Consider the following 26,539-nt stretch of genomic DNA (forward strand, 5'->3'; position numbering starts at 1 on the left):
GAACTCTCCGTGAACGAACCCCGGTTTCCGCCGGAGCCGTGACCTCTCCGTGATCTACTGGTGAACGCAAAACTTTACCGACAAGTAACTTACCGGCGACTGGCCCAGGGTGGGGGCGTGCCCGTGTCGCCGTCCATCTGACCTGCAAGGAATCAGACGTGAATCTTTCAAGACGCCACTTCCTGGGGGCCGCGGGAACGGCTGCCGCCACTACCCTGGCCGCCGGCAGCACCTTCCGGCCGGCCTCAGCCGCACCGCCCGCGCTTCCCGCGCCCGGTGACTCAGGCATCGAACACATCATCGTGGTGATGATGGAAAACCGTTCCTTTGACCACTTCCTGGGCTGGATGCCCGGGGCAGACGGGAAGCAGTCCGGGCTTAGCTACACCGACCGCTACGGCATCCCGCACTCCACCTACCACCTGGCCGATTTCCAAGGCTGCGGACACCCGGACCCGGACCACTCCTACGAGGGCGGCCGGATCCAGTACAACAACGGCAAGAACGACGGCTGGCTGCGGGCCGGCGAAAACGACGAGTTCGCCGTGGGTTACTACGGCGAGGCCGATCTGGACTTCTGGCGCCAGGCAGGCCCGGACTGGACCGTCTGCGACCGCTACTTCGCCGCCACCATGGCCGAAACCTACCCGAACCGCTTCTACCAGCATGCTGCGGCCACGGACCGGATCCACAACTCCTCCGCCACCTCAGCCCTGCCCACCATCTGGGATCGGCTGGCCGCGGCGGGTATTCCGGGCAAGTACTACTACGGCGACATCCCGTTCACGGCACTCTGGGGAACCAAGTACCAAGGCATCTCCCGCCCCTACGCGGAGTTCCTCGCTGACTGCTCCGCCGGGGCCCTGCCAGCCGTTTCCTTCGTGGATCCGCGGTTCACCGACGAGGGCTCCGGAACCTCCGGAGACGACCATCCCCATGCCGACATCCGTTCCGGCGAAACATTCCTCGCCGAGGTCTACAACGCGGTCACGTCCGGTCCGGGCTGGGCCAACACCATGCTGGTGGTCAACTACGACGAGTGGGGCGGCTTTTATGACCACGTGCCGCCCACCACGGCGCCGGACAGCAGCCCCGAAACAGCGCTCCGCGGTTTCCGGGTTCCGTCCCTGGTGGTCTCACCCCGGGCACGGCGCCGGTATGTGGCCCACGACGTCTACGACCACACCTCGGTCCTAAAGGCCATCGAATGGCGCTGGAGCCTTGCTCCCCTGACCCCGCGCGACCACGCGGCCCGCAACATCGCCGAAGTCCTGGACTTTGGCACCCCCGCGAACCTTGCTGCGCCCACCTACTTGGTCCCGCCCTTCGTGGCCGGCCCCGCCTGCACCCCGGTGGGTCCGCCCCCGGCCGAGGAATGGTCCGGCCTGAAAGAAAAAGCACTCGCTGACGGATGGAAGCTCCCGTGAAAATGAAACTCCGCACCGCCTTTGCCGCCATGGCCGTGCTTGCTGCCGCCATCGGTGGAACTGCGGCCACCCTCAACCCGGCCGCCGCCACCAGCGCCCCCACCGCTTCGACACCAAGCCAGGGCTACCTGCCCGGAGCCAACCACGTCTTCGTCATCAACCTCGAAAACAAGGGCTACGACGAAACCTGGGGCCCGGCGTCGGCCGCTCCTTATCTTTCCCAGACCCTGCGCAGCCAGGGCGTCCTGCTGAACCAGTACTACGGCACGGCGCACAACTCCCAGCCCAACTATGTGGCGCAGATTTCCGGCCAGGGACCCAACCCGCAGATGCAGGCCGACTGCCAGACCTACACCCCGTTCGTCGGCAGCGGCACTGCCAGTCCGGGCCAGGCAGTCGGCGACGGCTGCGTGTTCCCGGCCAGCGTTCCCACCGTGGCCGAGCAGCTCAAAGACGCCGGGAAATCCTGGAAGGGGTACATGGAGGACATGGGCACCCCTTGCCGGCACCCCGCGCTGGGCGCCGTCGATGACACCCAGAAAGCCAAGGTGGGCGACCAGTACGCCGCCCGCCACAACCCGTTCGTCTACTTCGCCGGGATCACCGGCTCACCGGACTGCGCCACGAACGACGTCGACCTCTCCGCCTTGCAGACAGACCTCGCCTCGGCTGCCACAACGCCCAACCTGTCCATGATCACGCCCAACCTCTGCCACGACGGACACGATTCCCCCTGCGTGGACGGGCAGCCCGGCGGACTGGCCAGCGCTGACGCCTGGCTCAAGCAATGGGTTCCGGTCATCACCAGCTCCCCGGCGTTTAAGCAGAACGGCGTCCTGGTGATCACCTTCGATGAGTCAGACGGGCCGCAGTCCGACGCCAGCGCCTGCTGCGGCGAAGGTCCCGGACCCAACGCCGCACTGCCCGGCATCACCGGGATGGGCGGCGGGAGGGTGGGCGCCCTGGTGCTGTCCCCGTTCACCAAGGGCGGCACCTGGTCCACCACGCCGTACAACCACTACAGCCTGCTGGCCAGCATCGAGGATACCTTCGGCCTGCCCTACCTGGGTTACGCCGGGACGCCCGGGCTGAACCGGTTTGGGCTGGACGTGTACAACGCAGGCGTCTGAGCCTGGCCGGGCTGCACGCCTGCCTCGAATGGACCCGGCAACGGACGGCATGGAACCGTTTGCCGGGTCCATTGCTGTTCCGCGGCTGATGCGTTATGGCGATGTTAGGAAAGGGTGGCTGCGGGGCGCATAGTTAGGAGATGACAAGCCCTTACACCCGCGGCGATTCCTTCAGCAGTGAGGCTTCCCGGAAGCACATCAGGCAGGCGCTCACGGACTACGGGGCAACGGACATCTTGTTCACCCAGCGAGGGGACCGGAGCGCGGTGGCGTTCCGGGGCGCCGGACGGCAATTCCGGATTGTCATGCCGTTGCTGCAGTCAGATGGCGCCCTGGCCATTCGCGGGGACATCGCGGACAGCCGGGTCCACGAAGCCAACGCGAAAGTCCTCGAACGGGCCAACCGCAAATCCTGGCGAGCCCTGGCCATGTCGATCGACGGCAAGCTCGGCGCGGCGGCCGCGGGGATTGCAACCCTTGAATCGGAATTCCTTGCCCATGTGGTCCTCCCCGGAAACCAAACAGTGCTCGACGAAGTCGAATCCGTCATTGATTCCGCCTACCGGTCCGGCCGGCGTCCTTCATTCGGCGATCCGGTTCCCGCTCCGCGCCCTGCGGACCCGCTGTTGGGCGTAGACTCAAAATATCTCGGGACATCGTGACAGGACATCCGTTGCCCCGGAAATGAGCCTGATTCTCCGGCAGCCTTCACCGGCCGCCGGCGCGCGCCGTACCGAGTAACTTCGACGCCGGCGCGGCAAGGAATCGGTACAACGAGGGTGGCCGCAAGTGATTCACGGGCCAGACCGGCATAACCCGTTGCCCTCCCCTGCAGGCGATCCGGTCCCGGGTCCCCTGCGCAGCCACCTCCGGCCCGCGTCCCGGGATCCGGCAGTGCATCCTTAGAAGGCTGGTAGACCACCATGACCACCATTCAAGACTCTGCCGTACGCGCCGACTCGGCGCTATCGGTCAGCGGAGTCCTCGCATCCGCGTTGCCCCACGACCTGGGCACTGCCCAAGGCCCAACGCGGTATACCGTGCCGGCTGTCTTTTCCCGCCGGCCCCAGCCCCGCGAGGTCGATCTGCTGCACGGGGCCGGTACCCGCCAGCGCCTGGCCGATGCCGGGTACAGCGACGTGGAGCTGAGGGTCTCGGACCGCCGCCTCCTGATCAGCAACACCAACCTGGTTGACCTCAAGGCGGGGTTGGCCCATCTCGTGGGCCTGATCCTGCGTGATATCTCGAACCAGGCGGCCCAGGAACGTACTGACCACAGCAACGAGCTGGATGCGCTGGGCCTGGTCGAGGAAGAGCGCCGCGGATCCCTTCGCAGGGCCGCCGCTGAGATCCACTTCGACTAAGCCTTACTGCCCCGAGCCGCTTGCGTCCACCGCGGCCGGCACCATGGCATCCCGGGCGTGGCAGCGCCCTCCCCCACCACGAAAGGCACCCCATGACAGACATCCGTATTCGAGACCAGTGGAACCGGCTTCCCGGCCCGGTGACGCAGTGGTTGCTGGCCAACCCCGGCTGCATGATCCTTCCGCGGACAATTTCCGCGGAAATCAGTGCGGCCACGGGCCAAGGCACCAACGACGATGCCCACGGCGAGACCACGCTTTGCCAGCAGGACGTGGATTTCATTCGCATGAAATCCCATGAGGCCGAGCCCGGCCAACCGGACCCGGACTACAAATTCTTCGACTCCGTCCAGCCCTAGCCACGCTTCTGGACGGCCTGCGGTTCAGACAGTGGCCAGGGCGCCCGGCGCACTTTCAACCAGGACATGGGTTCCGGCCTCAACGTAAACCACCTCACCGTCGATCTGGCAGGGGACAGCCTCCCGGGTCGAGAAGGCGTAGCTGCTGACGCTCGGCTGATGCCCCAGCCCAAGGGTCACGGCGCGGAGCGTCATTAATGCCATTTTCACCAGCCCGGCGTGTGGCAGCGTCACCACCTCGAACCGGCCGTCGTCCGGGTGGTGGGACTCGCTGACGGTCCCGTACTTTGCCATGCGCGAAATGTTGGCCAGGATCAGGCTGTCGAACCGAGCTGTGGCCCCGTCGTCCCGCACAAGCTCAAAGGGCTTAAGTCCCGAGAGGGTGCGGGCAACGGAGATGAGCTCCAGGATTTTTCCTTTGCCGCCCTGTTCGATGCCGATGGCCATCAAGGGAGTCAGTCCGAACCCGACGTATGAGTGTGCGTACAGGACCCGCTCCCCCGCCCTGGTGCTGAACGTGATCCGCAAGAGGTCGATCCGCCGGACCCGGCCCGCCGACACGGCTTCCCGGAGGGTCCGCACCGGCATGCTCCGGTAGTGGTCGTTGGCGTTTCCCGCAGGAAGGACGGTGCAGACGGCCGTGCTGGCGGGCACGTCCATCACGCCGTTGACCACCTCGTTGTACCCGCCGTCCCCGCTGACCGAAACGATGAGCGGCGTGCCGCGGCCCGCTTCGGTCCGCGCAAGCTCACGGGCGTGCCCCGCGAAGTCAGTGGGCAGCAGGTCGACGCGCAGGCCCGGCAGGTCCGTGGCCAAATCCCGCTGCAATTCTTCAAGCCGCTGGCCCATCCCGGGCCGGCCGGGGTTGAAAATCAGGACGGCACGGTCAAAAGGTGCGGTGGGTACTCCGTCATCAGCCATGGCGTACGTGTTCTCCAGGTTCCTGGTGCGGGTGGCTCCAGCTTAACCCTAGGCGGGCTCCCGCCCAATCACCCCTGCAGCCGCTGCCGGTAGTTCCGGGGGGTCTCACCGGCGTCGTTGAGGAAGTGCCGGTTGAAGTTGGACAGGTTGGAAAAGCCCACCTCGTAGCAGATCTCGGACACGGGCTTGTCGCTGCGCTCAAGCAGGCGCCGGGCGTGGGCCAGACGCAGCTTCCGGACCAGGTCACTGAAATTCTGCCCCGTTGCCCGCTTGAAGTACTTCGAAAACGTGGGCTCAGGCATGCCCACCAGCGCGGCGGCCTCAGACATCCGCACACTGCCGGCGTGGTTGCTGAACACGTACTCCAGGACAAGGTCGACGACGGCGGCAGCCTGGCCGTCCAGCTGCGGCCTGAACCAGGCTTCGGCCAGGTAGCGGCGGTCGCCTTCCGGCGCCCCGGCCAGGAGCGCGAACAATTCAAACAGGTGCTGCAGCCGCTGCAGGCCGGTGGTTGGGCCCATGTCTTCGATGGCCGCTGCTGCCGCCACTGCGGTCTGGCCCAGGAACTCGATGCCCCGCGCCGACTGCTCCAGCAATGGCTTGACCTCCGCCAGTTCCGGGACCAGGGCCGAGGCTTGCTCCACCCACTTGCCGTCGAACTGGATCACCGCGTCCCGGTTCTCCAAAACTTCGCCCGGCTCCAGGTCGCTGACCCAGTCGTGCGGCAGGCCTGACCCCACGATCGACACGTGGCCGGCCTCAAACGTTCCGATGTGGTCGCCGACGATGAACTTTCCGGTGCCCTTCCGGATGAGGTGGATCTCGTACTCCGGGTGGTAGTTCCACCGCGCCAGCGGGCTGGGGTAGCTGTGCTGGTGCCAGCGTACCGAGTGGTTGGGATCCGGTGGGATCACCTCCCGGTTGGCCCGCATGCCGAGCAGCCTTTCGGCCAGCCGCGCGGTGGCTTCCTGCGCGGCATCCTCTGTGGCCATGGTGGTCTCCGTGCATCCGCTGGTTATGAATTCCGGACAGCGTTCGGGCCGCCCCTCCCAGCGTAGCGCGTGCTGCAGTGCGCCTCTGCGGAAAATAAGTATCAGAAATGGGCAACCAGGGCGCTAGTTGTGATGTATGTCCCACACCTAACCTTGAGGAACATCAGCACGGCGCACCGGGGATTCCGGTGGGTGGCCGCGCACCAGCCCGGCACCCCGACGCAGCAATCCGGGTGCACCGGTCCTGCATCTTCCTGAAGAACAAAGGAGTCCTTTATGCGCCCGAAAACGCGCGCTGCCGTCCTCTCTGCCGGGGCACTCTGCATCGCCTTGAGCGCCACGGCCTGTGCGGGCGCCGGCGGAGGCAATTCCGCCGGCAACCCCAACAGCATCAATGTGCTGATGGTCAACAACCCCCAAATGGAGGACCTGCAGAAACTCACCGCAGACAACTTCACCAAGGAAACCGGCATCAACGTCAACTTCACGATCCTGCCGGAGAACGATGTCCGCGCCAAGATCAGCCAGGAATTCTCCAGCCAGGCCGGCCAGTACGACGTCGCGTCGCTGTCCAACTACGAAATCCCGTTCTACTCCGCCAATGGCTGGCTGGCACCCCTGGACAGTGTTGCCAAGGACCCCGGCTTCGACCAGGCGGACATTCTCCCCGCCTATACGGCCTCACTCACCGGCGCGGACGGCAAGCTTTACGGCGAACCGTTCTACGGCGAATCATCCTTCCTGATGTACCGCAAGGACATCCTCGAGGCCAAGGGCCTCACCATGCCGGACAAACCCACCTGGGACCAGGTGGCGGACATCGCGGCGAAAGTGGACGGCGCAGCACCGGGGATGAAGGGCATTTGCCTCCGTGGCCAGCCCGGCTGGGGACAGGTCTTCGCGCCCCTGACCACCGTGGTGAACACCTTCGGGGGAACCTGGTTCGACAAGGACTGGAACGCCCGGGTCAACAGCCCGGAGTTCACGGCAGCCACCGAGTTCTACACCAACCTGGTCCGCCAGCACGGCGAAGCGGGAGCCGCGCAGGCTGGCTTCACTGAGTGCCTGAACAACATGAGCCAGGGCAAGACGGCCATGTGGTACGACGCAACCTCCGCAGCAGGCGCCCTCGAAGCCGACACTTCCCCCGTCAAGGGCAAGATCGGGTACGCCCAGGCCCCCGTCAAGGAAACCAAGTCCTCCGGCTGGCTGTGGACCTGGTCCTGGGCCGAGCAGGCTGCATCCAAGAAGCAGGACGCCGCCGGGAAGTTCATCGCCTGGGCCAGTTCCAAGGAATACGAACAACTCGTGGCATCCAAGCTCGGCTGGGCGAAGGTTCCGTCCGGCAAACGCATTTCCACCTACCAGAATGCCGAATTCCAGAAGGCAGCCCCGTTCTTCCAGGCCGAACGCTTTGCCATTGAGAACGCTGACCCCAAGAACCCGGGCACCCAGCCGCGGCCCGCCGTCGGAATCCAGTTTGTGGGCATCCCCGAGTTTGCGGCCCTGGGCACCACCGTCTCCCAGGGCGTCAGTTCTGCCATCGCCGGGCAGGGCACGGTGGCTGAAGCTTTGGCCAAGGGCCAGGACGCTGCCCAAAAAATCGGCAACAAGTACAAGTAGCACCAACCAAAACCGCAGGAGAATCCCATGACTACCGCAACGGCGCGTATCTCCCGACCGGGACATACCGCAGCCAAACCCGCACGAAGTGCCAAGTTGCGTGAACGCGCCATGGCCTGGGCACGGCGTGCGCCGCTGCTGCCCGCCCTGATCTTCCTTATCGTCGTCACCCAGCTCCCGTTCGTGGTGACCCTGTTCATCTCGTTCCTGAACTGGAACAGCCTGAGCCCCACCAAGACAGCCTTCGCCGGCCTGGAGAACTACGCCACGGTCCTCACCGACCCCGACCTCCGCCAGGCCATCTTCACCACCATCGTCCTCACCGTCTCCGTGGTCCTGGCCAGCCTGCTCATCGGACTGGGCCTGGCGCTGCTGCTGGACAAGAAGTTCCTGGGCCGGGGCCTTGCACGAACCCTGCTGATTGCACCGTTCCTGGTGGTCCCCGTGGCCGCGGCCCTCATCTGGAAGCACGCCCTCCTTAATCCCGCCTATGGGCTGGTCAACGGGATCCTTACCTGGATCTGGTCGCTTTTCGCGAACACCACGCCGCCGCAGCTTGACCTGCTCTCCCAGGCGCCCCTGATGGCTGTCATCGTTTCGCTGGTCTGGCAGTGGACGCCGTTCATGATGCTCATCCTGCTCGCCGGCCTGCAGTCCCGGCCCATGGACACCGTGGAAGCCGCCCAGATGGACGGCGCCACACCGTGGGCGATCTTCCGGCACCTGACCCTTCCGCACCTGCGCCAGTACCTGGAACTCGGCGGCCTGCTCGGCGCCATCTACATCGTGCAGAACTTCGACTCCGTGTTTACCCTCACCGCGGGCGGCCTGGGTACCGCAAACCTGCCCTACGCCATTTACCAGACGTTCTACTACGCCAACGAATACGGCCTGGCGTCCGCCGCCGGCGTCGTGGTGGTCATCGGCACCATCATCGTGGCCACTTTCGCACTCCGCACCGTCTTTTCGCTCTTCAAGAAGGAGGCAGCACGATGAGCACCCTTACTCCCGCCGCGCCCCAAAGCAGCACCCACGCCAGCCCGGGCAGCACGAGGGCACGCCGCGGCAAGACCCGGATGGACCCCACCCGCAACAACACCGCCGCCGGCATCGCTGCATGGCTGCTGGCCCTGCTCTTCGCCTCCCCGGTGGTGTGGATGATCCTGACCTCCTTCCACTCCGAGACGGACGCAGCCACCAATCCGCCGTCGATCGCGGCAAACCTGACACTGGACGCGTACCGGGAATTCTTCGGCGAAACCTCCGGCGTCAGCCCGTGGCCGTCCCTGATCAACTCCGCTGCCGCCTCCATCCTCTCCACGGTCCTCGTCCTGGTGCTGGCTATCCCGGCCGCCTACGCACTTTCCATCAGGCCGGTGAAGAAGTGGACGGATGTGATGTTCTTCTTCCTCTCCACCAAGATGATGCCCGTGGTGGCTGCGATCCTGCCGCTGTATCTTTTCGCGCGCACCGTCGGCGCCCTGGACAACATCTGGTTCCTGATCCTGATGTACACGTCCATGAACCTGCCCATCGCGGTCTGGATGATGCGGTCCTTCCTCGCCGAAGTTCCGGAGGAAATGCTCGAGGCGGCCCAGATCGACGGCGCCAACCTCCTGCTCATCCTCCGCAAGGTCATCGCCCCGGTGGCGATGCCGGGCATCGCCGCCACCGCCTTGATCTGCTTCATCTTCAGCTGGAACGAGCTGCTCCTCGCCCGCGTCCTCACCGGCGTGGTGGCAGGCACCGCACCGGTCTTCCTCACCGGCTTCGTATCCGGCCAGGGCCTCTTCCTCGCCAAAGTCTGCGCGGCCGCCGTCGTCATTTCCCTGCCGGTGCTGTTCGCCGGCTTCGCCGCCCAGGACAAACTCGTCCAGGGCCTCTCCCTGGGCGCCGTCAAGTAATTTGCCCGCCACTTTCGAAAGGAACATCCCGATGACCACCACCGCCCAGTCCCCCGCCCCCACCGCCGGCCTGCCCGCAACCATGCGTGCCAACATCCTGAAGGGCCAGGGCGACATGGCCATGGCAACCCTGCCGCTCCCGCAGCTCGACGCGGACCAGGTCCTGGTGCAGGTCGCCGCCGTCGGCGTCTGCGGGAGCGACGTCCACTATTACGAGCACGGCCGGATCGGCCCGTACGTGGTGGACCACCCGCTGATCCTTGGCCACGAGCTCTCCGGCCGGATCGCCGCCGTCGGGAGCGCCGTTGACCCGGCCCGCATCGGCCAACGGGTCGCCGTCGAGCCCCAGCGGCCGTGCCGCAAATGCAGGCAGTGCAAGGCCGGCCGCTACAACCTGTGCCCGGACATCAAGTTCTACGCCACCCCGCCGGTAGACGGCGCGTTCGCCGAATACGTCACCATCCAGTCCGACTTCGCCTACGACGTTCCGGACAGCGTCAGCGATGAAGCCGCAGCCCTGATCGAACCGCTGTCCGTGGGTCTGTGGGCCTGCGAGCGCGCGGAGATCAGGCCCGGCAGCCGGGTCCTGATCGCCGGCGCCGGCCCCATCGGCATCATCGCGGCCCAGGCAGCGCGGGCGTTCGGTGCAACCGAAATCTACATTTCCGACATCGCCGAGGACCGGCTGGCCTTTGCCCTGGAGCATGGGGCAACCCACGCCCTGAACGCCCGGACTGACAGCGCCGAAGGGCTCGACGTCGATGCGTTCATCGATGCGTCCGGTGCACCTCAGGCGGTCCGTTCAGGAATCAAAGCCGTCGCCCCCGCCGGCAGGGTCATCCTTGTGGGGCTGGGGGCCGACGACGTCGAACTCCCCGTCTCCTACATCCAGAACCGCGAAATCTGGCTTTCCGGGGTCTTCCGCTACACCAATACCTGGCCGCTCGCCATCCAACTGCTCGCCGACGGCAAGGTGGACCTGGACGTCCTGGTGACGGGAAAGTTCGCCCTGTCCGAGTCTGAAGAGGCGCTGAAGGCAGGCAAGCAGGCCGGACAGCTCAAGGCCGTGGTTTATCCCGGCCGCTGACCACGGCACCACATCCCCACCAACACCCTGCAAGGAAGCAGCATGCCAACACCCTCCAACGCAACGGATTTCGCGGCCGGCGGTCCGCGGGTCACCGTGATCGGCGAGTCACTGGTAGACATCATCGATGACCCGCGGCGGGGGTTCGCCGGGCGTCACGCCCACCCCGGCGGCAGCCCCCTGAACGTTGCGGTGGGAACCGCACGGCTGGGCCTTGCGACAAGCCTGGTGACGCATTACGACGACGACGCCTACGGGCTGCTGGTCGATCAGCATCTCCGGTCCAACGGCGTCGCGCCGGTCCGGGGCGGCACTGCGCCCACCTCTACGGCAACGGCAACACTCGGCGACGACGGCGCGGCAACGTATGCCTTCCAAGTCACCTGGGACATTAACGGCGCGTCACTTCCCGCCCTTGCGGCAGTGGAAGCGTCCACGCACGTGCACACAGGTTCCATCGCCACGCTGCTTCCTCCGGGCAGCCACGCCACGCTTGCCCTGATGGAAGCGGCCCGGAGGAGTGCCACCGTCAGCTACGACCCTAATTGCCGCCCGGGTATCAGCCCCGGCGTTGCCTCGGCCCGGCGGCAGGCTGAGGATTTCGTGGCCGCGAGCGACGTCGTGAAGGCAAGCGACGAGGACCTGGGCTGGCTTTATCCGGAACGGACTCCCGACGAGTCGCTGGCGGCCTGGCTGGAGCTCGGGCCCGCATTGGTAGCCCTGACCCGCGGCGCGCAGGGGCCTGTGCTCATGACCAGGCAGGGCCGGGTGGAACTGCAGGGCGAACCTGTTGACGTGGCAGACACGGTCGGGGCGGGGGACTCCTTCATGGCCGCCCTGATCGCCGGCCTGTCGCAGTTGGATCTCCTGGGAGCCGGGGCAAGACCCCGCCTGGCGGCCCTTGCTCCCGGTGGCCTGCACGTCCTGGCGGCCTACGCAAACAGGGCCGCGGCCATCACCTGTTCCCGCCCCGGCGCCGACCCGCCCGGCAGGGCGGAGCTGGGGACGGCATCGCCTGACGCGGACGCCTGCTTGCGGACCCAGCCGCGTCGCATCAGGCGTGCAGGCTAGCAGGCGGCAGGCGGCCGCTCCGCGCCGGGCATGAAAAAGCCGGACACAGGCCAAAACGTGCGATAGCTTGGCAAGCAGTCACAACAACTTTCGAAACCAGGCAGGCACGCATGGACGCGGACGTCATCATCATCGGCGGCGGCCTGGCCGGGCTGGTGGCCAGCAACGAGCTGGTCCGCGCCGGCAAGCGCGTGGCCATAGTGGAGCAGGAAAACGCCGCCAACCTGGGCGGGCAGGCGTTCTGGTCGCTGGGCGGCCTGTTCCTGGTGGACACCCCCATGCAGCGCCGGCTGCGCGTAAAAGATTCCTTCGAGCTGGCGTGGCAGGACTGGCAGGGCTCGGCGCAATGGGACCGGCTGCACGGCCCGCACCCGGAGGACGAGTGGGCCGTGCAGTGGGGCCGGGCGTATGTGGAGTTCGCCGCAGGTGAGAAACGCTCCTGGCTGCAGGAGCAGGGCGTCCGGTTCACGCCGCTGGTGGGCTGGGCCGAGCGCGGGGACGGCAGGGCCGGCGGCCACGGCAACTCGGTCCCGCGCTTCCATGTCCCGTGGGGCACCGGTACGGGGGTGTCGGAACCGTTCGCGGACAAGGCGCGCGAGGCTGCCGCGGCAGGCAGCATCACGTTCTACTTCCGGCACCGGGTGGATGGTCTAAGCTACGACGGCGGCACGGTCACCGGGGTGCGCGGCGCCGTGCTGACACCTGATGCGTCGCCGCGTGGGGTGTCCTCCAACCGGGACATTGTTGGGGACTTTGAGCTGCGGGCGCAGACGGTGGTGATCGCTTCCGGCGGGATCGGCGGCAACCATGAGCAGGTGCGGCGCTGGTGGCCGGACCGGCTGGGAACACCGCCGCGCAGGATGGTCACCGGAGTTCCGCAGCACGTGGACGGGCGGATGCTGGATATCGCCGACCAGTCCGGGGTGCGGCTGGTGAACCGGGACCGGATGTGGCATTACACCGAGGGGATCCAGAACTGGAACCCCATCTGGCCGGACCACGCCATCCGGATCCTGCCGGGCCCCTCCTCCATGTGGTTCGACGCGCTGGGCCGGCGGCTCCCCTCCCCCGGCCTGCCCGGGTACGACACGCTGGGCACCCTCCGCTTCCTCCGGACCACACCGGACATCCAGCAGTACAGCCATTCCTGGTTCATCCTCAACCAGCGGATCATCGAAAAGGAGTTCGCCCTCTCCGGCTCCGAACAGAACCCGGACATCACCAACCGGGACCTCAAGCTCCTGCTAAAGACCCGGCTGCGCCGAGGCGCGGCCGGCCCCATCGAGGCCTTCAAGGAGCGCGGCGCGGATTTCATTGTGGCGGATACCCTGGCGGACCTGGTCCGCGGGATGAACGCCCTGACGGACCAGCCGCTGCTGGATGAAGGGCAAATATCGCGGCAGATCGAGGAGCGCGACGCCGAAATACGGAACCCCTATTCCAAGGACGCCCAGCTAACGGGCATCCGCAACAGCCGCCGTTTCCTGGGCGACAGGCTGTTCCGTACTGTCAGGCCGCACCGGATCCTGGACCCCGCCGCAGGTCCGCTCATCGCCGTGCGCCTGCATGTGGTCACGCGCAAAACGCTGGGCGGGATCCAGACCAACCTCTCCGGCCAGGCACTGGACCGCGACGGCGATCCCATTCCCGGGCTCTATGCTGCCGGCGAGGCCGCCGGCTTCGGCGGCGGCGGCGCCCACGGGTACAACGCACTCGAAGGCACCTTCCTGGGCGGCTGTATCTTCACCGGCCGGACCGTGGGGCGGTCCCTGGCGCAAGCGCTGTAAGCTGCGCCCGCACCAGCCGGAATTCGGGCAGCGCCTCCCATTCGGGCGGGAGGGTGTTGCGCTTCCCGTCCGGCCGGAATCCCTGCTTCAGGTAAAACGCCAAGGCTCGGGGATTGTCCTCGAGCACCCACAGGTACGTGGGGGCGGGGCCGACGGCGGCGCTCACCAGTGCTGCCCCCAGGCCAGTCCCATAGGTCCGCCGGAGTGTGTAGATCGAGTACAGTTCCAGGGCTTCAGGGGCGTCATCCTCGCGTCCGGGACCGGCGTCCGCGTAGCCCACCAACTGGCCGGAGTCGTCGAACGCAAGGATGCGCGGCTCCTCGGTGTCCAGGAAAGCCCGCCGCCGTTCCACCCGTTCCGGGATGGCCGCCCTGCGCTGCTGGAAAAAATCCGGCGACAGCAGGTGCGGGTAGCACTCCTCGTGAGCCTGCGTCTGCATGAGCACCACCGCTTCGGCATCCCCCGGCGTGGCCTGGCGAAGTTGAAAGTCCATTGCGCCAGCCTAGGCAGCGGACCGGGCACTCCGCGGTACTTAATCCCGGTGCACTTAAGATGAGGCATGGACTTCGAGGGCGTGCTGTTGACGGCGGTGGGGGCGGCACTGATCCTGCTGATGATCGCCGACGTCTTCCACACCCTGCTTTATCCGCATGGTTCAGGACCGGTGGGCCGGACCATCATGCGCGGGTTCTGGCTCCTGTCCAGGAAACTCAGGGGCGGTGCCTCCTCCGTCGCCGCGCCGCTGGCCATGGCTGCGGTCATCGCCGCCTGGGCCACCCTGGCCGCGGTGGGTTGGGCGCTGCTGTACCTTCCGCATTTGCCCGCCGGCTTCTCCTACTCCAACGACATCCCCCGCAAGGCCGACTTCGCCGAGGCGCTGTACATCTCGCTGGTGGCACTCTCCACGGCGGGATTTGGCGAGATCGTTGCCGTCCATCCGATACTTCGGCTGGTGATGGCCTTCCAGGCGGTGGCCGGTTTTGGCCTGCTCACGGCCACGGTTTCCTGGATCCTGCAGACCTACCCGGCACTGAGCCGGCGCCGCGCCCTGGCCCACCAGCTGAACCTGTTCCGGGAAGCGGCCGGCCCCGCCGGCATCGCCTCCCTGGAAGCCCGCCACGCGGCGGCACTGCTGGAGTCGATGGCCGAAAATGTGGCGTCCGTCAGCATCGACCTCCTGTCGTTCCACGAAACGTACTACTTCCACGAGGTGGAACAGCGGGGATCGCTGCCGGCCACCCTCGCCTACGCCCACCAGTTGGCGTCAGAAGCCCAGGACAGCGACAACACCGAACTTCGGTTTGCGGGTCGGATGCTCTACGCGGCCCTGGAGGACCTGGCAGGCGTGCTGCGCGGGAAGTTCGGCCATGTGGGAGACACGTCCTCCGACGTGTTCGACCACTACGAGCTCCACCACCGGCACCGGCGGCCCCCGGCTCCGCGAAGCTGACGTCCACTTGCTAGGGTCTGCGTATGGCCTCCCACTTCCACTCCATGGACGACGTCATCCACGAGCCTGAGCGCGTCCAGTTCGAGTTCTTCCTGGATGAGCACCGGGCAGGGCTCAACGCCTGCCTGGATGGGCTGACCGAGGAGCAGGCACGGCGGCGGCTGGTCCCGTCCCGCACCACGCTGCTGGGCCTGGTAAAGCATGCCACGTTCGTGGAGAAGGTCTGGTTCGATGAGGCCTTTACCGGCCGCCCGCGCCGCGAGATCGGCATCCCTGCCACGCCGGACGAGTCATTCATCCTGGATGCCGGCGACACCATCGCCTCCGTCCGGGCAGCCCACCGGGAGGCCTGCGCCGCGTCCCGGGCCGCGGCCGCTCCCCTTGGCCTGGATGACGTGGTAACCGGGAACAGGCGGGGACCCGTCCCGCTGCGCTGGCTGTACCTGCATATGCTTCGCGAACTGGCGCAGCACTGCGGCCACGCGGACATCCTGCGCGAACAGATCCTGGCGGAGGAAAGCACCGGCTGACGCGGCGTGGATCGGTGCTTCGTCCTTCGACCGGTTGGATCCCGCCAGGCATCTCCCTGCCACCATCAGCAGGTCGGCGCAGCCAGTCACGCCACCAGCCGCGCCACCAGCTCGCCCCGGCTGCCGACCCCCACCTTCCCGAAGACCGATTTCAGGTGGTCATGGACCGTGTGCGGTGAGATAAACAGGTGACGGGCGATTTCCGCCGTCGAGCTGCCCGTCAGCACCTCGAGGCACACATCGCGTTCCCGGGCTGTGACGCCGTACGCCATCAGCAGCAGGCTCGCGAGTTCGTGGGTGGTGGCCGGTTCAACGGTGACCACCATCTGCTGCGGGTCATCGCCGGTGATCAGCCGGCTGGCCTGCAGCACCACCCAGTTGTTCGCGGCGTCCCGCATCCGTGCCCGGGCTGTCCCGGAAACTGCCGCGTGGGCCTGCGCCACCACCGCATAGAGCGTCTGGCTGAACCGCCCCGGCGCCGCATCCTCCACGGCTGCGAGCCAGGAAGCGGCCGCGGGGGTAGCGGCGCGCAGGTCGCCGTGCAGGCCGGCCAGCACAATGACGGGCCCGACGGCGGCCGGTCCGGCGGCGCGCGCCACGCGGACCACGGCGCGGGTCGCCGCAGCCAGGGTGGCGGTGATGGCGGAGAGGAACTCCACCTCCCGGTCGGTGAAATCCCGGCCGGCTTCCCGGAAGATGCTGCCCACTCCCCAGCACGCCTCGTCCACCCGGAACGCGGCGCGGAGCTCGTGTTCCAGGCCCAGCGGCCTGAGCAGGTCGTTGATCCGGACGCTGCCGGCCACCTCCCGGTGCGGCGCGTCCGAGATCCTGGCCACGGGCCGTGGACGCCGCAGGAGTTCCACGAAAGTGTTCGGCTCCCGGCCGGTGTACTCCGACTGGGCAAACCGCAGGAAGTACTCCTCGAACTGGTGGCTGGACACCGGCCATGGCTGCCAGTTGGAGATGGAGGTCATCGCCATCGAATCGGGGTCGACGCCGGCCCAGCAGCCCTGCTCGAACGGTACCTCCCGCTGCACGACGGCGAGCGCCGAGGCGTAGAGGTCTGCCAGGTCTATCCCGGCGGCGGCCATGGCCGCTATCTCCCGCCGGGCACGCTCCGCGCGCTCCTCCCACATACTTCCAGTATCGTCCCGGCGGCCAGTGCGGCAATCCCCTGGTTGGGGGGATTCCAGTGTGCCCAGAAACCCCCGGCGAGGGGATCGCAACCGTGCGTTCCGTCGTCGTACTTTCCCTGTATGGATGCCGGGCACCGGGCCCGGCGTCCGGCACCCAGGGGAGGCTCACATGGGACAGGCACGTGATGCCATGGACCGCCTGATGGCGGCCATGGACGCAAAGGACAGGGACGCTTTGGCCGGCTGCTATGCCGAGGACGCGGTCATCCGGACCCCTGACCAGGCCGGCATCAGCGGCCGGACGGCGATTGCGGACTATTACTCACACTTCTGGGAGGCGATGCCTGACGTCAGGTACGAACGGACAGCCACACATGAGGCCGGGGACGTGGCCGTTGCCGAAGGCTTTGTGGTGGGCACGAACACCGGGCAGTTGGGCCTGCCTACGGGCGGTACGCTGCCGCCCACCGGTAGGCAGGTCAGGGTCAGGAGCTGCGATGTCACCGCGGTACAGGACGGCGTGGTCACATCGCACCATGCCTACTTCGACCAACTGGAACTCCTGGGCCAGCTCGGGCTGCTGCCCGAACCGGCCCAGGGGTAGTGGCTAGGCGCTAGACGCCGGCAGTTGCGGCGACATCCGGCGTCTCCTCCGACGCGCCGGCGAGCCGGAGCCAGGTGTCCACCACGGTGTCCGGGTTCAGGGACACGGAATTGACGCCCTCCTTCACCAGCCACTCGGCGAAGTCTGCGTGGTCGCTGGGGCCCTGGCCGCAGATGCCCACGTACTTTCCGCGGGCCCGGCAGGCCTTGATGGCCATGCTGAGCAGCTTCTTGACGGCCGCGTCCCGCTCATCGAAGCTGTTGGCCACGATGGCCGAGTCGCGGTCCAGGCCCAGGGTCAGCTGGGTCATGTCGTTGGAGCCAATCGAGAAGCCGTCGAAGTGCTCCAGGAACTCGTCGGCCAGCAGGGCGTTGGACGGCAGCTCGCACATCATGATCACTTCGAGGCCGTTTTCGCCGCGGCGCAGGCCGTTCTCGGCGAGCAGTTCGATGACGCCCTGCGCCTCGTCCAGGGTCCGCACGAACGGGATCATCAGCTTGACGTTGGTCAGGCCCATCTCGTTGCGGACAAAGGACAGCGCCTCGCACTCAAGGTCGAAGCAGTCCCGGAAGGACGGCTCCAGGTACCGGGACGCGCCGCGGAAACCGATCATCGGGTTCTCTTCGTGCGGCTCGTAGGCCGGTCCACCGATCAGGTTGGCGTACTCGTTCGACTTGAAGTCGGACATGCGCACGATCACCGGCTCCGGCGCGAATGCCGCGGCGATGGTGGCCACGCCTTCGGCCAGCCGCTTGATGTAGTAGTCGCGGGGGCTGTCGTAGGCGCTGATCCGCTCCCGGATCTCGGCGGCCACGTCCTCGGGCTGGCTGTCCAGGTTCAGCAGGGCCTTGGGGTGGATGCCGATCTGCCGGTTGATGATGAACTCCAGCCGCGCCAGGCCCACGCCGTGGTTGGGAAGCTGGGCGAAGGTGAACGCCTGCTCCGGGGTGCCGACGTTCATCATGACCTTCACCGGCGCCTCGGGCAGCTGGGTGATGCCGGTTTCCTCAACACTGAAGTCCAGCAGGCCCTGGTAGATGGTGCCGGTCTCGCCGTCGGCGCAGGAGACAGTGACCTCCTGGCCGTCGGACAGCGAGTCAGTGGCGTTGCCGGTGCCCACGACGGCGGGAATCCCCAGTTCGCGGGCGATGATGGCGGCGTGGCAGGTACGGCCGCCGCGGTTGGTGACGATGGCGGAGGCTCGCTTCATGATGGGTTCCCAGTCGGGGTCCGTCATATCCGCCACCAGGACGTCGCCGGTCTGGAAGGAGGCCATCTGGTCGATGGAGGTGAGGATCCGGACCTTGCCGGCGCCGATCCGCTGGCCGATGGCACGGCCCTCCACCAGCACGGGACCGCTTTCGTTCAGGCGGAACCGGCTCATGCTGCCGGGGGCGCGGCGTGACTGCACGGTTTCCGGGCGTGCCTGCAGGATGTACAGGCCGCCGTCGGTCCCGTCCTTGCCCCACTCAATGTCCATGGGACGGCCGTAGTGCTTCTCAATGGCGACGGCGTGCCGTGCAAGCTGCTCCACGTCGTCGTCCGTCAGGCTGAAGCGTGCGCGCAGGGAGTCCTCGACGGGGACGAAATCGATGGTGCGGCCGATCTCGCTGCTGTTGGTGTACGTCATCTGCAGGGCCTTCTCGCCGAGGCCGCGCTTGAGGATCGCCGGGCGGCCGGCCTCCAGGGCGGGCTTGTAGACGTAGAACTCGTCCGGGTTCACGGCACCCTGCACCACGGCTTCGCCCAGCCCGTAGGAGGAGGTGACGAACACGGCGTCCTGGAAGCCGGACTCGGTGTCCATGGTGAACATGACACCGGACGCACCGACGTCGGAACGCACCATGCGCTGGATGCCGGCGGAGAGTGCCACCTCGGCGTGCTCGAACTTGTGGTGCACGCGGTAGGCGATGGCGCGGTCGTTGTAGAGGGAGGCGAAGACGTCCTTGATGGCCTGCAGGATGTTCTCGATCCCACGGACGTTCAGGAAGGTTTCCTGCTGCCCGGCGAAGGAGGCATCGGGGAGGTCCTCCGCGGTGGCGCTGGACCGTACGGCCCAGGACAGGTCGGCGGAGCCGGCGTGCTTGTCCACCAGCTGCTGGTACGCCTCGCGGACCTGCGCCTCGAAGTCCGGCAGGAAGGGGGTATCGCGGACCAGGGAGCGGATTTCCTGGCCGGCGGCGGCCAGGGCCGTCACGTCATCGGTGTCCAGACCCACCAGCCGGTCGGCAATCTTCTGGTCCAGGCCGGAATCGGACAGGAACCTGCGGTACGCGTCGGCCGTGGTGGCGAACCCGTCCGGAACCTGGACGCCGGCAGAGGTCAGGTTCTGCACCATCTCGCCCAGGGAGGCGTTCTTGCCGCCCACCTTGTCCAGGTCCTTGAGTCCGAGTTCAGAGAACCACAGAACGTCAGTCGTCATATTTACTGCTCCTTTGCAGAGGGTGGCGTAGGCATCGCCGGCCGCGCACGGTAGTGCCGGCCGGAAGAAAGATCCAGCTAACAGTTTCAGGTCTGCAGCGGACTTTCCACATGATGTGCGCTACGCCACGTTTGTGAAATTCCGGGCTAGTGCTTGAGGTTCATCCGCTGCAGGATGGTGGCCGCCATCTCCTCCACGGAGACGGTGGCCGAATTCAGGTACGGAATGCGGTGCGAGACGTACAGCTGCTCGGCGCTGCGCAGCTCAAAACCGCACTGCCGCAGGGACGCATACGGGGAGCTGGGCCGCCGTTCGGTCCGGATCTGGCTGAGGCGCAGCGGGTTGGAGGACAGGCCGAAACACTTCGACACGAAAGGCCGCAGCGGCTTGGGCAGCCCGTCGTGCTGGAAGTCTTCATCCACCAGTGGAAAGTTTGCGGCGAAGATCCCGTGCTGCAGCGCCAGGTACATGGTGGTGGGCGTCTTGCCGCACCGGGACGGGGCCACCAGGATCACCTGGGCCTTCTCCAGCGCACGCAGGCTCTGCCCGTCGTCGTGCTCCATCGCGTACTCCACCGCCGCCATCCGGGACTGGTAGCGCGCGGCGTTCCCCAGCCCGTGCGCCCGGCCCGGTTCGCCGCTGGCCGGTGCCCCCAGCGCCTGTTCCAGGACCCCCACGTGCGTACCGATCAGGTCCACGATGACACCCTTGCAGCCGGCCAGGATCTGCCGTATCTCGCTGCTGACGGCGGTGGAAAAGACCAGCGGCTGCGGCCCTGTGGCAGCCAGGCCGTCAATGGTCCGCACTACGGAGCGGGCCTGTTCAGCCGTGGTGATGAAGGGGATGGTGACGCGGTCGAAGTTGTCCACGGGGAACTGCGTCAGCAGCGTATTCCCCAGGGTTTCCGCGGTGATGCCGGTGCTGTCCGACAGGAAGTAGACAGGCCGTAGAGCAGCAGTGGTCATGGGATGACTCTAGCGGGCAATGATGACGTCCAGCCTGCGCGGGCCATGGACGCCTTCCACGCGTTCAAGCTCGATGTCGCTTGTGGCACTCGGCCCGCTGATCATCGTGATGGGCCGGGTCCCGTCGATCCGGCCCAGCGCCTCGGGCAGGATCCCGGTAATATCGGCGGCCTTCACCACGCAGATATGGTGGTCCGGGACCAGGCTGATGGCGCGGCGGCCCTGGTTGGCGCTGCCGTCCAGGATGATGGTTCCCGTCTCCGCGACGGCCACGGCGCTGCCGGTGACCACGGCATCGATGCCATCGAGCTCGGCGACGCTGAGCGGTGCCGCCGGAGAGTCGACGCGGCGGCGGGACCCGCCGCCGCCGCCTTCATCGGTCCCTGCCAGCCACCCGGCGTCGAACCCTTCGGGCACGACGAAGCTGTTCGCCCCGTCAAGGAGCGAGGCAATCCGTGCGGGCACCTCCGTTTCCGGAACCACCGCCACCTGCGCCTTGTAGTCCACCAGCCGGTCCACCAGGAGCTCGATGAGTGCGTCCGTGTCGAGTTCGGATGCTGCCCGGTAGTCCCGCGGAATCTGCGGCGCCTGCGGGCTGTCCTGCAATGCGGCCCTGATCCGGGAGAGGATGTCTTCGCGTGCGGTCATTGCGGGGTTTCCTTTGTGTCTGGGGACGGCGTGCGGGACGGACCGGCTTCCGGTGTGCCGGGAGCGTCGCCGGCGTTCCGGTGTTCCTTGGCCCACCAGTCCCGGAATGACTGTGCCGGCGGCGCCGGGATGTCGCGGCTTTGGGTCCAGCCGGCGGCGATGCCGGGCAGCTTGGTGATCTTCCTGTCCGGCCCCGCAGCCAGGCGGCCCAGCGGCAGCCCCTTCTCCACCAGGCCCAGCCGTTTGCCCGAGGACAAAGCCCAGGATGCGGCTTTCATGCCCACGTCCATCTGGCTGGGGACCTTCTTCTTGCCGCGTTTGCTGTCCACATCCACGCTGCGCAGGTGCACCAGGATGTCCGGGATGTTGATCTTGACGGGGCAGGCGTCGTAGCAGGCACCGCACAGGGAGGAGGCGTACGGCAGGGAGTTGTTTTCTTCCGCCTGGATGCCGGTGAGCAGCGGGGAAAGAATCGCGCCGATGGGACCCGGGTAGGTGGAGCCGTAGGCGTGGCCGCCCGTGCGCTCGTACACCGGGCAGACGTTCATGCAGGCGCTGCAGCGGATGCAGTGCAGGGCGGAGCGGCCCATTTCATCGGCGAGCGCGGCGCTGCGGCCGTTGTCCAGGAGCACCAGGTGCACGTTCTGCGGCCCGTCGCCCTCCGTCACTCCGGTCCACAGGGAGGTGTACGGGTTCATCCGTTCCCCGGTGGAAGAACGCGGGAGCAGCTGCATGAACACTTCCAGGTCCTGCCAGGTGGGCAGCAGCTTCTCGATGCCCATCACCGTGATCAGCGTTTCCGGAAGCGTGAGGCACATGCGGCCGTTGCCTTCGGATTCCACGACCGCCAGGGTGCCCGAATCGGCAAGGGCAAAGTTGGCCCCGGACACGGCTACCTTCGCCGTGAGGAACTTCCGGCGCAGGTGCTCGCGGGCAGCCATGGCCAGGACGGAGGGATCGTCGGTCAGCGCAGGATCGGCACCGGGCATTTCACGGAGGAAGATGTCCCGGATTTCGGTGCGGTTCTTGTGGATGGCGGGAACCAGGATGTGGCTGGGCTTGTCGTGGTCCAGCTGCACGATGAGCTCGGCGAGATCGGTTTCGAAGGCCCCGATGCCCTGCTCCTCGAGGTACTCGTTAAGACCGATTTCCTGGGTGGCCATGGACTTGATCTTGACCACTTCGGTTTCGCCGGTGTCCCGGACCAGTCCGGCCACGATTTCGTTGGCTTCCCCGGCGTCGCGTGCCCAGTGGATCACGCCGCCGCGTGCGGTGAAGTTCGTTTCAAACTCCTCCAGGAGCTCGGGCAGCCTGGACATCACCGCCTGCTTGATGGCGGACCCCGCATCACGCAGCTGTTCCCAGTCAGGCAGTTCGGAGACCACCGCCTGGCGCTTGTCGCGGATGGTGTGGGTGGCATGGCCAAGGTTGGCGCGCAACTGCGCGTTGCCCAGTTCACGGTGCGCCGCCGTGGGGAAGGACTCCCCGGCGAACAGGTTGCCTGAGCCGAAGGCCGGCAGGGAGGGCATTCCCAGGAAGGTGGTCATCGCAGGGCCTTTCCGGTGGAGACGCGGACTTCGCCGGTGACGGACGCCGGTTCTTCCAAGGTGCTGGCGAGGATTTCAGCCAGGTGGAGGGTGGTGGTGGAGCTGCCCTGGCGGGACAGTCCGCCGCCGATGTGCATCAGGCAGGAGGCGTCCCCGCCGGTGCAGAGCTCGGCCCCGGTGGACTCGATGTTGGCCGCCTTGTCCTGGAGCATGGCCGACGAAACATCGGCGTTCTTCACGGAAAACGTGCCGCCGAAGCCGCAGCACTGGTCCTGTTCGGGCAGCTCGGCAAGGTCGATTCCCTGCACGGTCCGCAGCAGGCGGGACTGCCTGTCCCCGAGCCGCAGCAGCCGCATCCCGTGGCAGCTGGGATGGTAGGTCACCCGGTGCGGGAAGTAGGAACCCAGCTGCGCCCCGGCGTCGGTCACGCCCAGCACGTCCACCAGGAGTTCGGACAGCTCGTAGGTTTTGGTGCCGACGGCGGTGGCCCGGGCTTCCAGGGCAGCGTCGCCGCAGGCGCGCGCCACCATGGGGTGCTGGTGCTTGACCGAGGCCACGCAGGACCCGGACGGGGCGACGGCGACGTCGTAATCCGAGGTATCGAATGCGGCCACGTGGTTGGCGACCACCGGGACAGCTTCTTTGAGGTAGCCGCTGTTGACGTGCATCTGGCCGCAGCAGGCCTGGCCGGAGGGGAACACCACTTCGTGTCCCAGCCGCTCCAGGATCCTGACTGTGGCCTTCGCCGTGGCCGGGTACATCGCGTCCACGATGCAGGTGGCGAACAAGGCAATTCTCATGACGGCCTTCCGGAAGGGTGAGGGTATGGTCTGACCACAGTAGACCACGTGATGGCGGCCACTGACAACCCCGCCGGCGGAGGGTGAACCGGCTCACATCTTGGCCGAAAGTGGGCTACACTTCTGTGGTCGGACCATTGTGGTCTGACCAAAGCCATCCCCATCGCCCTCATCGTGGAGGAACTTCGTGGACCACTTCACCCCCAGCACAGACCCGGTGCTGAACAGCGTTGCCTGGTCGGCCATCGTCGGCCTGCTGCCGCTGCTGACCTTCTTTGTCCTTCTCGCCGTCGTCAGGACCAAAGCCCACGTGGCCGGGGCCTTCGCCCTGCTGGTGGCCCTGGCGGTAGGCATCCTGGCTTTCAAGATGCCCGCCGGACTGGCGCTTCTGTCCGCCACCCAGGGCGGAGTCTTCGGCGCCTTCCCTGTGCTGTGGATCGTGGTCATGGCCGTCTGGCTCTACCAGGTCACGGTACTTAGCGGCCGATTTGAAGACCTCCGGCGGGTGTTCGATGTCATTGGCGGCGGCGACGTCCGGCTGCAGGGCGTCCTGATCGCGTTCTGCTTCGGCGGCCTGCTCGAGGCCCTTGCCGGCTTTGGTGCGCCCGTGGCCATCACCGCCACCATGCTGCTTGCCCTGGGACTGCCCCCGCTCCGGGCCGCTGCTGCCGTGCTGGTGGCAAACACCGCCCCGGTCGCCTTTGGTGCCATGGCCATCCCGATCACCACTGCTGCCGGACTCACCGGCCTGCACGCCACGGACATTGGTGCCATGGTGGGCCGCCAGGCGCCGTTGCTGGCAACCTTCGTTCCGCTGATCCTGCTCTTCATCCTGGACGGACGCAAGGGTTTGAAGGACTGCTGGCCGGCCGCGCTGGTCATCGGATTCTCCTTCGCCGCAGCGCAGTTCCTCTGCTCGAACTTCTTCTCCTACGAACTCACCGACATCATGGCTTCGCTGGTGGGCCTGGGCGCGGCTGTGCTGTTCTTCCGCTTCTGGAAGCCCCGGGGCACCACAGCAGCGCGTGACCGGCTGGGCGTCGCCGCGGAGGCCGCTGCGGCCGGCACCACACCGGCAGGCCAGGGTCCGCGAAGCGCCCGGTCCGGCAGTGTCGCCACCGTAGAGGCGGCCGACGGCGAAAGCCTCACCCCGGCACGCACGTGGCTGGCACTGTTTCCCTACTTCCTGGTCATTGTGGTGTTCGGCATCGCCAAACTGTGGAAGCTCGGCGTCGACCTTCCGGCTGCCCTCGCCGCCACCGATGTCAAGGTTCCATGGCCTGTCCTGCACGACGCCCTGGTGGGCGCCGACGGCAAGCCGCTGTCCTCCACCGTCTACGTCTTCCAGTGGCTGTCCAGCCCGGGCACGCTCCTGCTGATCACGGGGTTGATCGTCGCGGCCGTCTACGCCCGCTTCGATGACCGCGGCCGCTTCCACATGACAGTAGGCAACGCCGTGGCCGAAATCGGACGGACCATCTTCAAGATGCGCTGGGCCGGCCTGACCATCATCACGGTGCTCGCCCTCGCCTACGTCATGAACAACTCGGGCCAGACGGTCTCGATCGGCGTCTGGCTGGCCGGCACCGGAAGCTTCTTCGCGTTCCTCTCCCCGGTGCTCGGCTGGTTGGGCACGGCCGTGACAGGTTCGGACACCTCCGCGAACGCACTGTTTGCCAAGCTGCAGCAGACCGCCGGCCTGAATGCAGGCATCGACCCGAACCTGCTCGTGGCCGGCAATACGGCGGGCGGTGTGGTGGGCAAACTCATCAGCCCGCAGAACCTCGCCATTGCCGCCACCGCCGTGAACCTCGACGGCCAGGAGTCCGTCCTTCTGCGTAAGGTAGTCGGATGGAGCGTGGGGTTGCTTCTGGTGCTGTGCACCATCGTCTACCTGCAGTCCACCCCAGTCCTGGGCTGGATGCTCCCCTAGCCAGTACCCGCGGCCACTTCCCGCGCAAAACCGGAGTGCGGGTCCACCCGGGGCCCGCACTCCCCCACCCAGAGGATCGCCCGTGACAACCCCCGCAGCCGGAGCAGCTCCCCGCCCTCGAACCCACGATGCGCTCCTGAAAGACATTGAAGCGGACCTGCGGGCCGGCACAATCAAGGTCGGAGACCGGCTCCCGGGCGAACGGACCCTGGCGGAAAACTATGGAATATCCAGGGCGTCCGTACGCGAGGCCATCCGTATCCTCGACGCCATGGGCGTGGTCCGCAGCTCGGTAGGCTCCGGTCCCACCTCCGGTGCCATTGTGGTCTCCGATCCGTCCGCCGGACTCTCCTCCGCCCTCCGGCTGCATGTTGCCAGCAACCGGCTGCCGGTCCAGGACATCGTCCAAACCCGTATCCTCCTGGAGACGTGGACTGCCCGGGCCGGTGCCGCGCGCGAAGGTGGCGACGCGGAGCGGAAACAGGCGGCCCAACTGCTGGAGGCTATGGACCAGCCCGAGCTGGACCGGGCAACCTTCCACGAGCTGGACGCCAGGTTCCATGTGGCGCTGAGTTCGCTTGCAGGCAACGAAGTCATGGCCACCATCATGGAGTCCCTCAGCGGCTCGATCGTGGGCTACGTCAAGGGAGCCATGGACGCGATGGAGGACTGGCCGGCGGTCCTGGCAGCCCTGCGCACCCAACACCACGGAATCTTTGATGCCGTCCAGTCCCGTGACGGCGAACTCGCCGCACGCCTGCTGCGCGAACACATCGAATGGTTCTACCAGCGCGCCGGGGACGCCACCCCGCCCCACCCCATTACCTGATTTCTTGGAG

At 66.9% G+C, this 26,539-nt stretch carries 25 protein-coding genes; 16 read left to right on the top strand and 9 right to left on the bottom strand.

Translation table 11 applies throughout. The features are described 5' to 3' along the window. Positions 1-158: 158 nt before the first annotated feature. From J2T23_RS16220 to J2T23_RS16240, 5 genes are all read left to right on the top strand, one after another. Positions 159-1,427 (top strand): alkaline phosphatase family protein, encoded by a 1,269-nt coding sequence (locus J2T23_RS16220; RefSeq protein ID WP_141180910.1) that lies wholly within the window; start codon positions 159-161, stop codon positions 1,425-1,427. Between the two features lie 2 nt (positions 1,428-1,429). Beyond that, positions 1,430-2,557, top strand: a complete 1,128-nt coding sequence (locus J2T23_RS16225; RefSeq protein ID WP_307361714.1) for an alkaline phosphatase family protein — start codon at positions 1,430-1,432, stop codon at positions 2,555-2,557. A 140-nt stretch (positions 2,558-2,697) separates the two neighbouring features. Further along, positions 2,698-3,219 carry a hypothetical protein gene (locus tag J2T23_RS16230; protein ID WP_307361640.1) on the top strand — a complete coding sequence of 174 codons (522 nt, stop codon included), beginning with the start codon at positions 2,698-2,700 and terminating at the stop codon, positions 3,217-3,219. A gap of 261 nt (positions 3,220-3,480) precedes the next feature. Then, positions 3,481-3,921 (top strand): hypothetical protein, encoded by a 441-nt coding sequence (locus J2T23_RS16235; protein ID WP_307361643.1) that lies wholly within the window; start codon positions 3,481-3,483, stop codon positions 3,919-3,921. A gap of 92 nt (positions 3,922-4,013) precedes the next feature. Further along, the gene (locus tag J2T23_RS16240; RefSeq protein ID WP_141161340.1) at positions 4,014-4,280 is read left to right on the top strand and encodes a hypothetical protein; all 267 of its coding nucleotides are present in this window, start codon (positions 4,014-4,016) and stop codon (positions 4,278-4,280) included. A gap of 24 nt (positions 4,281-4,304) precedes the next feature. Here J2T23_RS16240 and J2T23_RS16245 read toward each other — a convergent pair whose 3' ends face one another. Both J2T23_RS16245 and J2T23_RS16250 read right to left on the bottom strand, forming a co-directional pair. Beyond that, complete coding sequence (locus J2T23_RS16245; RefSeq protein ID WP_307361646.1) at positions 4,305-5,201, bottom strand: diacylglycerol/lipid kinase family protein; 897 nt, start codon at positions 5,199-5,201, stop codon at positions 4,305-4,307. A gap of 68 nt (positions 5,202-5,269) precedes the next feature. After that, positions 5,270-6,193: an AraC family transcriptional regulator gene (locus tag J2T23_RS16250; RefSeq protein WP_307361649.1), complete on the bottom strand. Its 924-nt coding sequence runs from the start codon at positions 6,191-6,193 to the stop codon at positions 5,270-5,272. Between the two features lie 276 nt (positions 6,194-6,469). Between J2T23_RS16250 and J2T23_RS16255 the strand changes: the two genes are divergently transcribed. The 6 genes from J2T23_RS16255 (at position 6,470) to J2T23_RS16280 (ending at position 13,665) form a co-directional block, all read left to right on the top strand. Further along, positions 6,470-7,816 carry an ABC transporter substrate-binding protein gene (locus J2T23_RS16255; protein ID WP_307361652.1) on the top strand — a complete coding sequence of 449 codons (1,347 nt, stop codon included), beginning with the start codon at positions 6,470-6,472 and terminating at the stop codon, positions 7,814-7,816. 27 nt (positions 7,817-7,843) lie between these two features. Further along, positions 7,844-8,812 (top strand): carbohydrate ABC transporter permease, encoded by a 969-nt coding sequence (locus J2T23_RS16260; protein ID WP_307361655.1) that lies wholly within the window; start codon positions 7,844-7,846, stop codon positions 8,810-8,812. Continuing rightward, entirely contained in the window at positions 8,809-9,720 is a 912-nt protein-coding gene (locus tag J2T23_RS16265; protein ID WP_307361657.1) for a carbohydrate ABC transporter permease, read from the top strand. Before J2T23_RS16260 ends, J2T23_RS16265 begins: the two co-directional genes overlap by 4 nt. A gap of 31 nt (positions 9,721-9,751) precedes the next feature. Next, positions 9,752-10,807: an NAD(P)-dependent alcohol dehydrogenase gene (locus J2T23_RS16270; protein WP_307361659.1), complete on the top strand. Its 1,056-nt coding sequence runs from the start codon at positions 9,752-9,754 to the stop codon at positions 10,805-10,807. A gap of 42 nt (positions 10,808-10,849) precedes the next feature. Next, positions 10,850-11,878, top strand: a complete 1,029-nt coding sequence (locus J2T23_RS16275; RefSeq protein WP_307361661.1) for a PfkB family carbohydrate kinase — start codon at positions 10,850-10,852, stop codon at positions 11,876-11,878. A 110-nt stretch (positions 11,879-11,988) separates the two neighbouring features. After that, positions 11,989-13,665, top strand: a complete 1,677-nt coding sequence (locus J2T23_RS16280; protein ID WP_307361664.1) for an FAD-binding dehydrogenase — start codon at positions 11,989-11,991, stop codon at positions 13,663-13,665. Here J2T23_RS16280 and J2T23_RS16285 read toward each other — a convergent pair. Beyond that, positions 13,622-14,158, bottom strand: coding sequence for a GNAT family N-acetyltransferase (locus tag J2T23_RS16285; protein WP_307361667.1), 537 nt, complete (start codon positions 14,156-14,158; stop codon positions 13,622-13,624). The two genes, J2T23_RS16280 and J2T23_RS16285, sit on opposite strands and share 44 nt — an antisense overlap. A 66-nt stretch (positions 14,159-14,224) precedes the next feature. On the opposite strand from J2T23_RS16285, the gene J2T23_RS16290 reads away from it, so the two are divergent. Both J2T23_RS16290 and J2T23_RS16295 read left to right on the top strand, forming a co-directional pair. Beyond that, positions 14,225-15,115: a potassium channel family protein gene (locus J2T23_RS16290; RefSeq protein ID WP_307361669.1), complete on the top strand. Its 891-nt coding sequence runs from the start codon at positions 14,225-14,227 to the stop codon at positions 15,113-15,115. A gap of 23 nt (positions 15,116-15,138) precedes the next feature. Then, positions 15,139-15,645, top strand: a complete 507-nt coding sequence (locus tag J2T23_RS16295) for a DinB family protein (RefSeq protein ID WP_307361672.1) — start codon at positions 15,139-15,141, stop codon at positions 15,643-15,645. An 86-nt stretch (positions 15,646-15,731) separates the two neighbouring features. Here J2T23_RS16295 and J2T23_RS16300 read toward each other — a convergent pair whose 3' ends face one another. Continuing rightward, positions 15,732-16,781, bottom strand: coding sequence for a helix-turn-helix transcriptional regulator (locus J2T23_RS16300; protein WP_307361674.1), 1,050 nt, complete (start codon positions 16,779-16,781; stop codon positions 15,732-15,734). Positions 16,782-16,950: 169 nt separating this feature from the next. Here J2T23_RS16300 and J2T23_RS16305 point away from each other — a divergent pair, with 169 nt between their 5' ends. Next, positions 16,951-17,385: a nuclear transport factor 2 family protein gene (locus J2T23_RS16305; RefSeq protein ID WP_141157905.1), complete on the top strand. Its 435-nt coding sequence runs from the start codon at positions 16,951-16,953 to the stop codon at positions 17,383-17,385. A 10-nt stretch (positions 17,386-17,395) separates the two neighbouring features. Here J2T23_RS16305 and ppsA read toward each other — a convergent pair whose 3' ends face one another. The 5 genes from ppsA to J2T23_RS16330 all read right to left on the bottom strand — a co-directional run bounded on the left by ppsA (position 17,396) and on the right by J2T23_RS16330 (position 23,767). Further along, positions 17,396-19,807 carry a phosphoenolpyruvate synthase gene (ppsA, locus tag J2T23_RS16310; RefSeq protein ID WP_141157906.1) on the bottom strand — a complete coding sequence of 804 codons (2,412 nt, stop codon included), beginning with the start codon at positions 19,805-19,807 and terminating at the stop codon, positions 17,396-17,398. A gap of 146 nt (positions 19,808-19,953) precedes the next feature. Continuing rightward, the gene (locus J2T23_RS16315; protein ID WP_141157907.1) at positions 19,954-20,772 is read right to left on the bottom strand and encodes a pyruvate, water dikinase regulatory protein; all 819 of its coding nucleotides are present in this window, start codon (positions 20,770-20,772) and stop codon (positions 19,954-19,956) included. A gap of 9 nt (positions 20,773-20,781) precedes the next feature. Next, a complete protein-coding gene (locus J2T23_RS16320; protein WP_141157908.1) occupies positions 20,782-21,420 on the bottom strand; it encodes a LutC/YkgG family protein in 639 nt (212 codons plus the stop codon). Continuing rightward, the gene (locus J2T23_RS16325; RefSeq protein ID WP_141180897.1) at positions 21,417-22,967 is read right to left on the bottom strand and encodes a LutB/LldF family L-lactate oxidation iron-sulfur protein; all 1,551 of its coding nucleotides are present in this window, start codon (positions 22,965-22,967) and stop codon (positions 21,417-21,419) included. Before J2T23_RS16325 ends, J2T23_RS16320 begins: the two co-directional genes overlap by 4 nt. Further along, positions 22,964-23,767, bottom strand: a complete 804-nt coding sequence (locus J2T23_RS16330) for a (Fe-S)-binding protein (protein WP_175319279.1) — start codon at positions 23,765-23,767, stop codon at positions 22,964-22,966. Before J2T23_RS16330 ends, J2T23_RS16325 begins: the two co-directional genes overlap by 4 nt. A gap of 187 nt (positions 23,768-23,954) precedes the next feature. On the opposite strand from J2T23_RS16330, the gene J2T23_RS16335 reads away from it, so the two are divergent. Further along, a complete protein-coding gene (locus tag J2T23_RS16335; RefSeq protein WP_307361680.1) occupies positions 23,955-25,700 on the top strand; it encodes an L-lactate permease in 1,746 nt (581 codons plus the stop codon). Positions 25,701-25,782: 82 nt separating this feature from the next. After that, a complete protein-coding gene (locus tag J2T23_RS16340; RefSeq protein ID WP_307361684.1) occupies positions 25,783-26,529 on the top strand; it encodes a FadR/GntR family transcriptional regulator in 747 nt (248 codons plus the stop codon). Positions 26,530-26,539 lie beyond the last annotated feature (10 nt).

Source organism: Pseudarthrobacter niigatensis, from assembly GCF_030812615.1.
GTDB classification, from domain to species: Bacteria; Actinomycetota; Actinomycetes; order Actinomycetales; family Micrococcaceae; genus Arthrobacter; species Arthrobacter niigatensis.

Coding starts and splice junctions, on each gene's coding strand:
- J2T23_RS16290 (WP_307361669.1), top strand. CDS start 14,225: ATGGACTTCGAGGGCGTGCTGTTGACGGCGGTGGGGGCGGCACTGATC.
- J2T23_RS16240 (WP_141161340.1), top strand. CDS start 4,014: ATGACAGACATCCGTATTCGAGACCAGTGGAACCGGCTTCCCGGCCCG.
- J2T23_RS16320 (WP_141157908.1), bottom strand. CDS start 21,420: ATGACCGCACGCGAAGACATCCTCTCCCGGATCAGGGCCGCATTGCAG.
- J2T23_RS16305 (WP_141157905.1), top strand. CDS start 16,951: ATGGGACAGGCACGTGATGCCATGGACCGCCTGATGGCGGCCATGGAC.
- J2T23_RS16275 (WP_307361661.1), top strand. CDS start 10,850: ATGCCAACACCCTCCAACGCAACGGATTTCGCGGCCGGCGGTCCGCGG.
- J2T23_RS16315 (WP_141157907.1), bottom strand. CDS start 20,772: ATGACCACTGCTGCTCTACGGCCTGTCTACTTCCTGTCGGACAGCACC.
- J2T23_RS16260 (WP_307361655.1), top strand. CDS start 7,844: ATGACTACCGCAACGGCGCGTATCTCCCGACCGGGACATACCGCAGCC.
- ppsA (WP_141157906.1), bottom strand. CDS start 19,807: ATGACGACTGACGTTCTGTGGTTCTCTGAACTCGGACTCAAGGACCTG.
- J2T23_RS16250 (WP_307361649.1), bottom strand. CDS start 6,193: ATGGCCACAGAGGATGCCGCGCAGGAAGCCACCGCGCGGCTGGCCGAA.
- J2T23_RS16225 (WP_307361714.1), top strand. CDS start 1,430: ATGAAACTCCGCACCGCCTTTGCCGCCATGGCCGTGCTTGCTGCCGCC.
- J2T23_RS16235 (WP_307361643.1), top strand. CDS start 3,481: ATGACCACCATTCAAGACTCTGCCGTACGCGCCGACTCGGCGCTATCG.
- J2T23_RS16295 (WP_307361672.1), top strand. CDS start 15,139: ATGGCCTCCCACTTCCACTCCATGGACGACGTCATCCACGAGCCTGAG.
- J2T23_RS16255 (WP_307361652.1), top strand. CDS start 6,470: ATGCGCCCGAAAACGCGCGCTGCCGTCCTCTCTGCCGGGGCACTCTGC.
- J2T23_RS16280 (WP_307361664.1), top strand. CDS start 11,989: ATGGACGCGGACGTCATCATCATCGGCGGCGGCCTGGCCGGGCTGGTG.
- J2T23_RS16300 (WP_307361674.1), bottom strand. CDS start 16,781: ATGTGGGAGGAGCGCGCGGAGCGTGCCCGGCGGGAGATAGCGGCCATG.
- J2T23_RS16330 (WP_175319279.1), bottom strand. CDS start 23,767: ATGAGAATTGCCTTGTTCGCCACCTGCATCGTGGACGCGATGTACCCG.
- J2T23_RS16325 (WP_141180897.1), bottom strand. CDS start 22,967: ATGACCACCTTCCTGGGAATGCCCTCCCTGCCGGCCTTCGGCTCAGGC.
- J2T23_RS16265 (WP_307361657.1), top strand. CDS start 8,809: ATGAGCACCCTTACTCCCGCCGCGCCCCAAAGCAGCACCCACGCCAGC.
- J2T23_RS16270 (WP_307361659.1), top strand. CDS start 9,752: ATGACCACCACCGCCCAGTCCCCCGCCCCCACCGCCGGCCTGCCCGCA.
- J2T23_RS16285 (WP_307361667.1), bottom strand. CDS start 14,158: ATGGACTTTCAACTTCGCCAGGCCACGCCGGGGGATGCCGAAGCGGTG.
- J2T23_RS16230 (WP_307361640.1), top strand. CDS start 2,698: ATGACAAGCCCTTACACCCGCGGCGATTCCTTCAGCAGTGAGGCTTCC.
- J2T23_RS16245 (WP_307361646.1), bottom strand. CDS start 5,201: ATGGCTGATGACGGAGTACCCACCGCACCTTTTGACCGTGCCGTCCTG.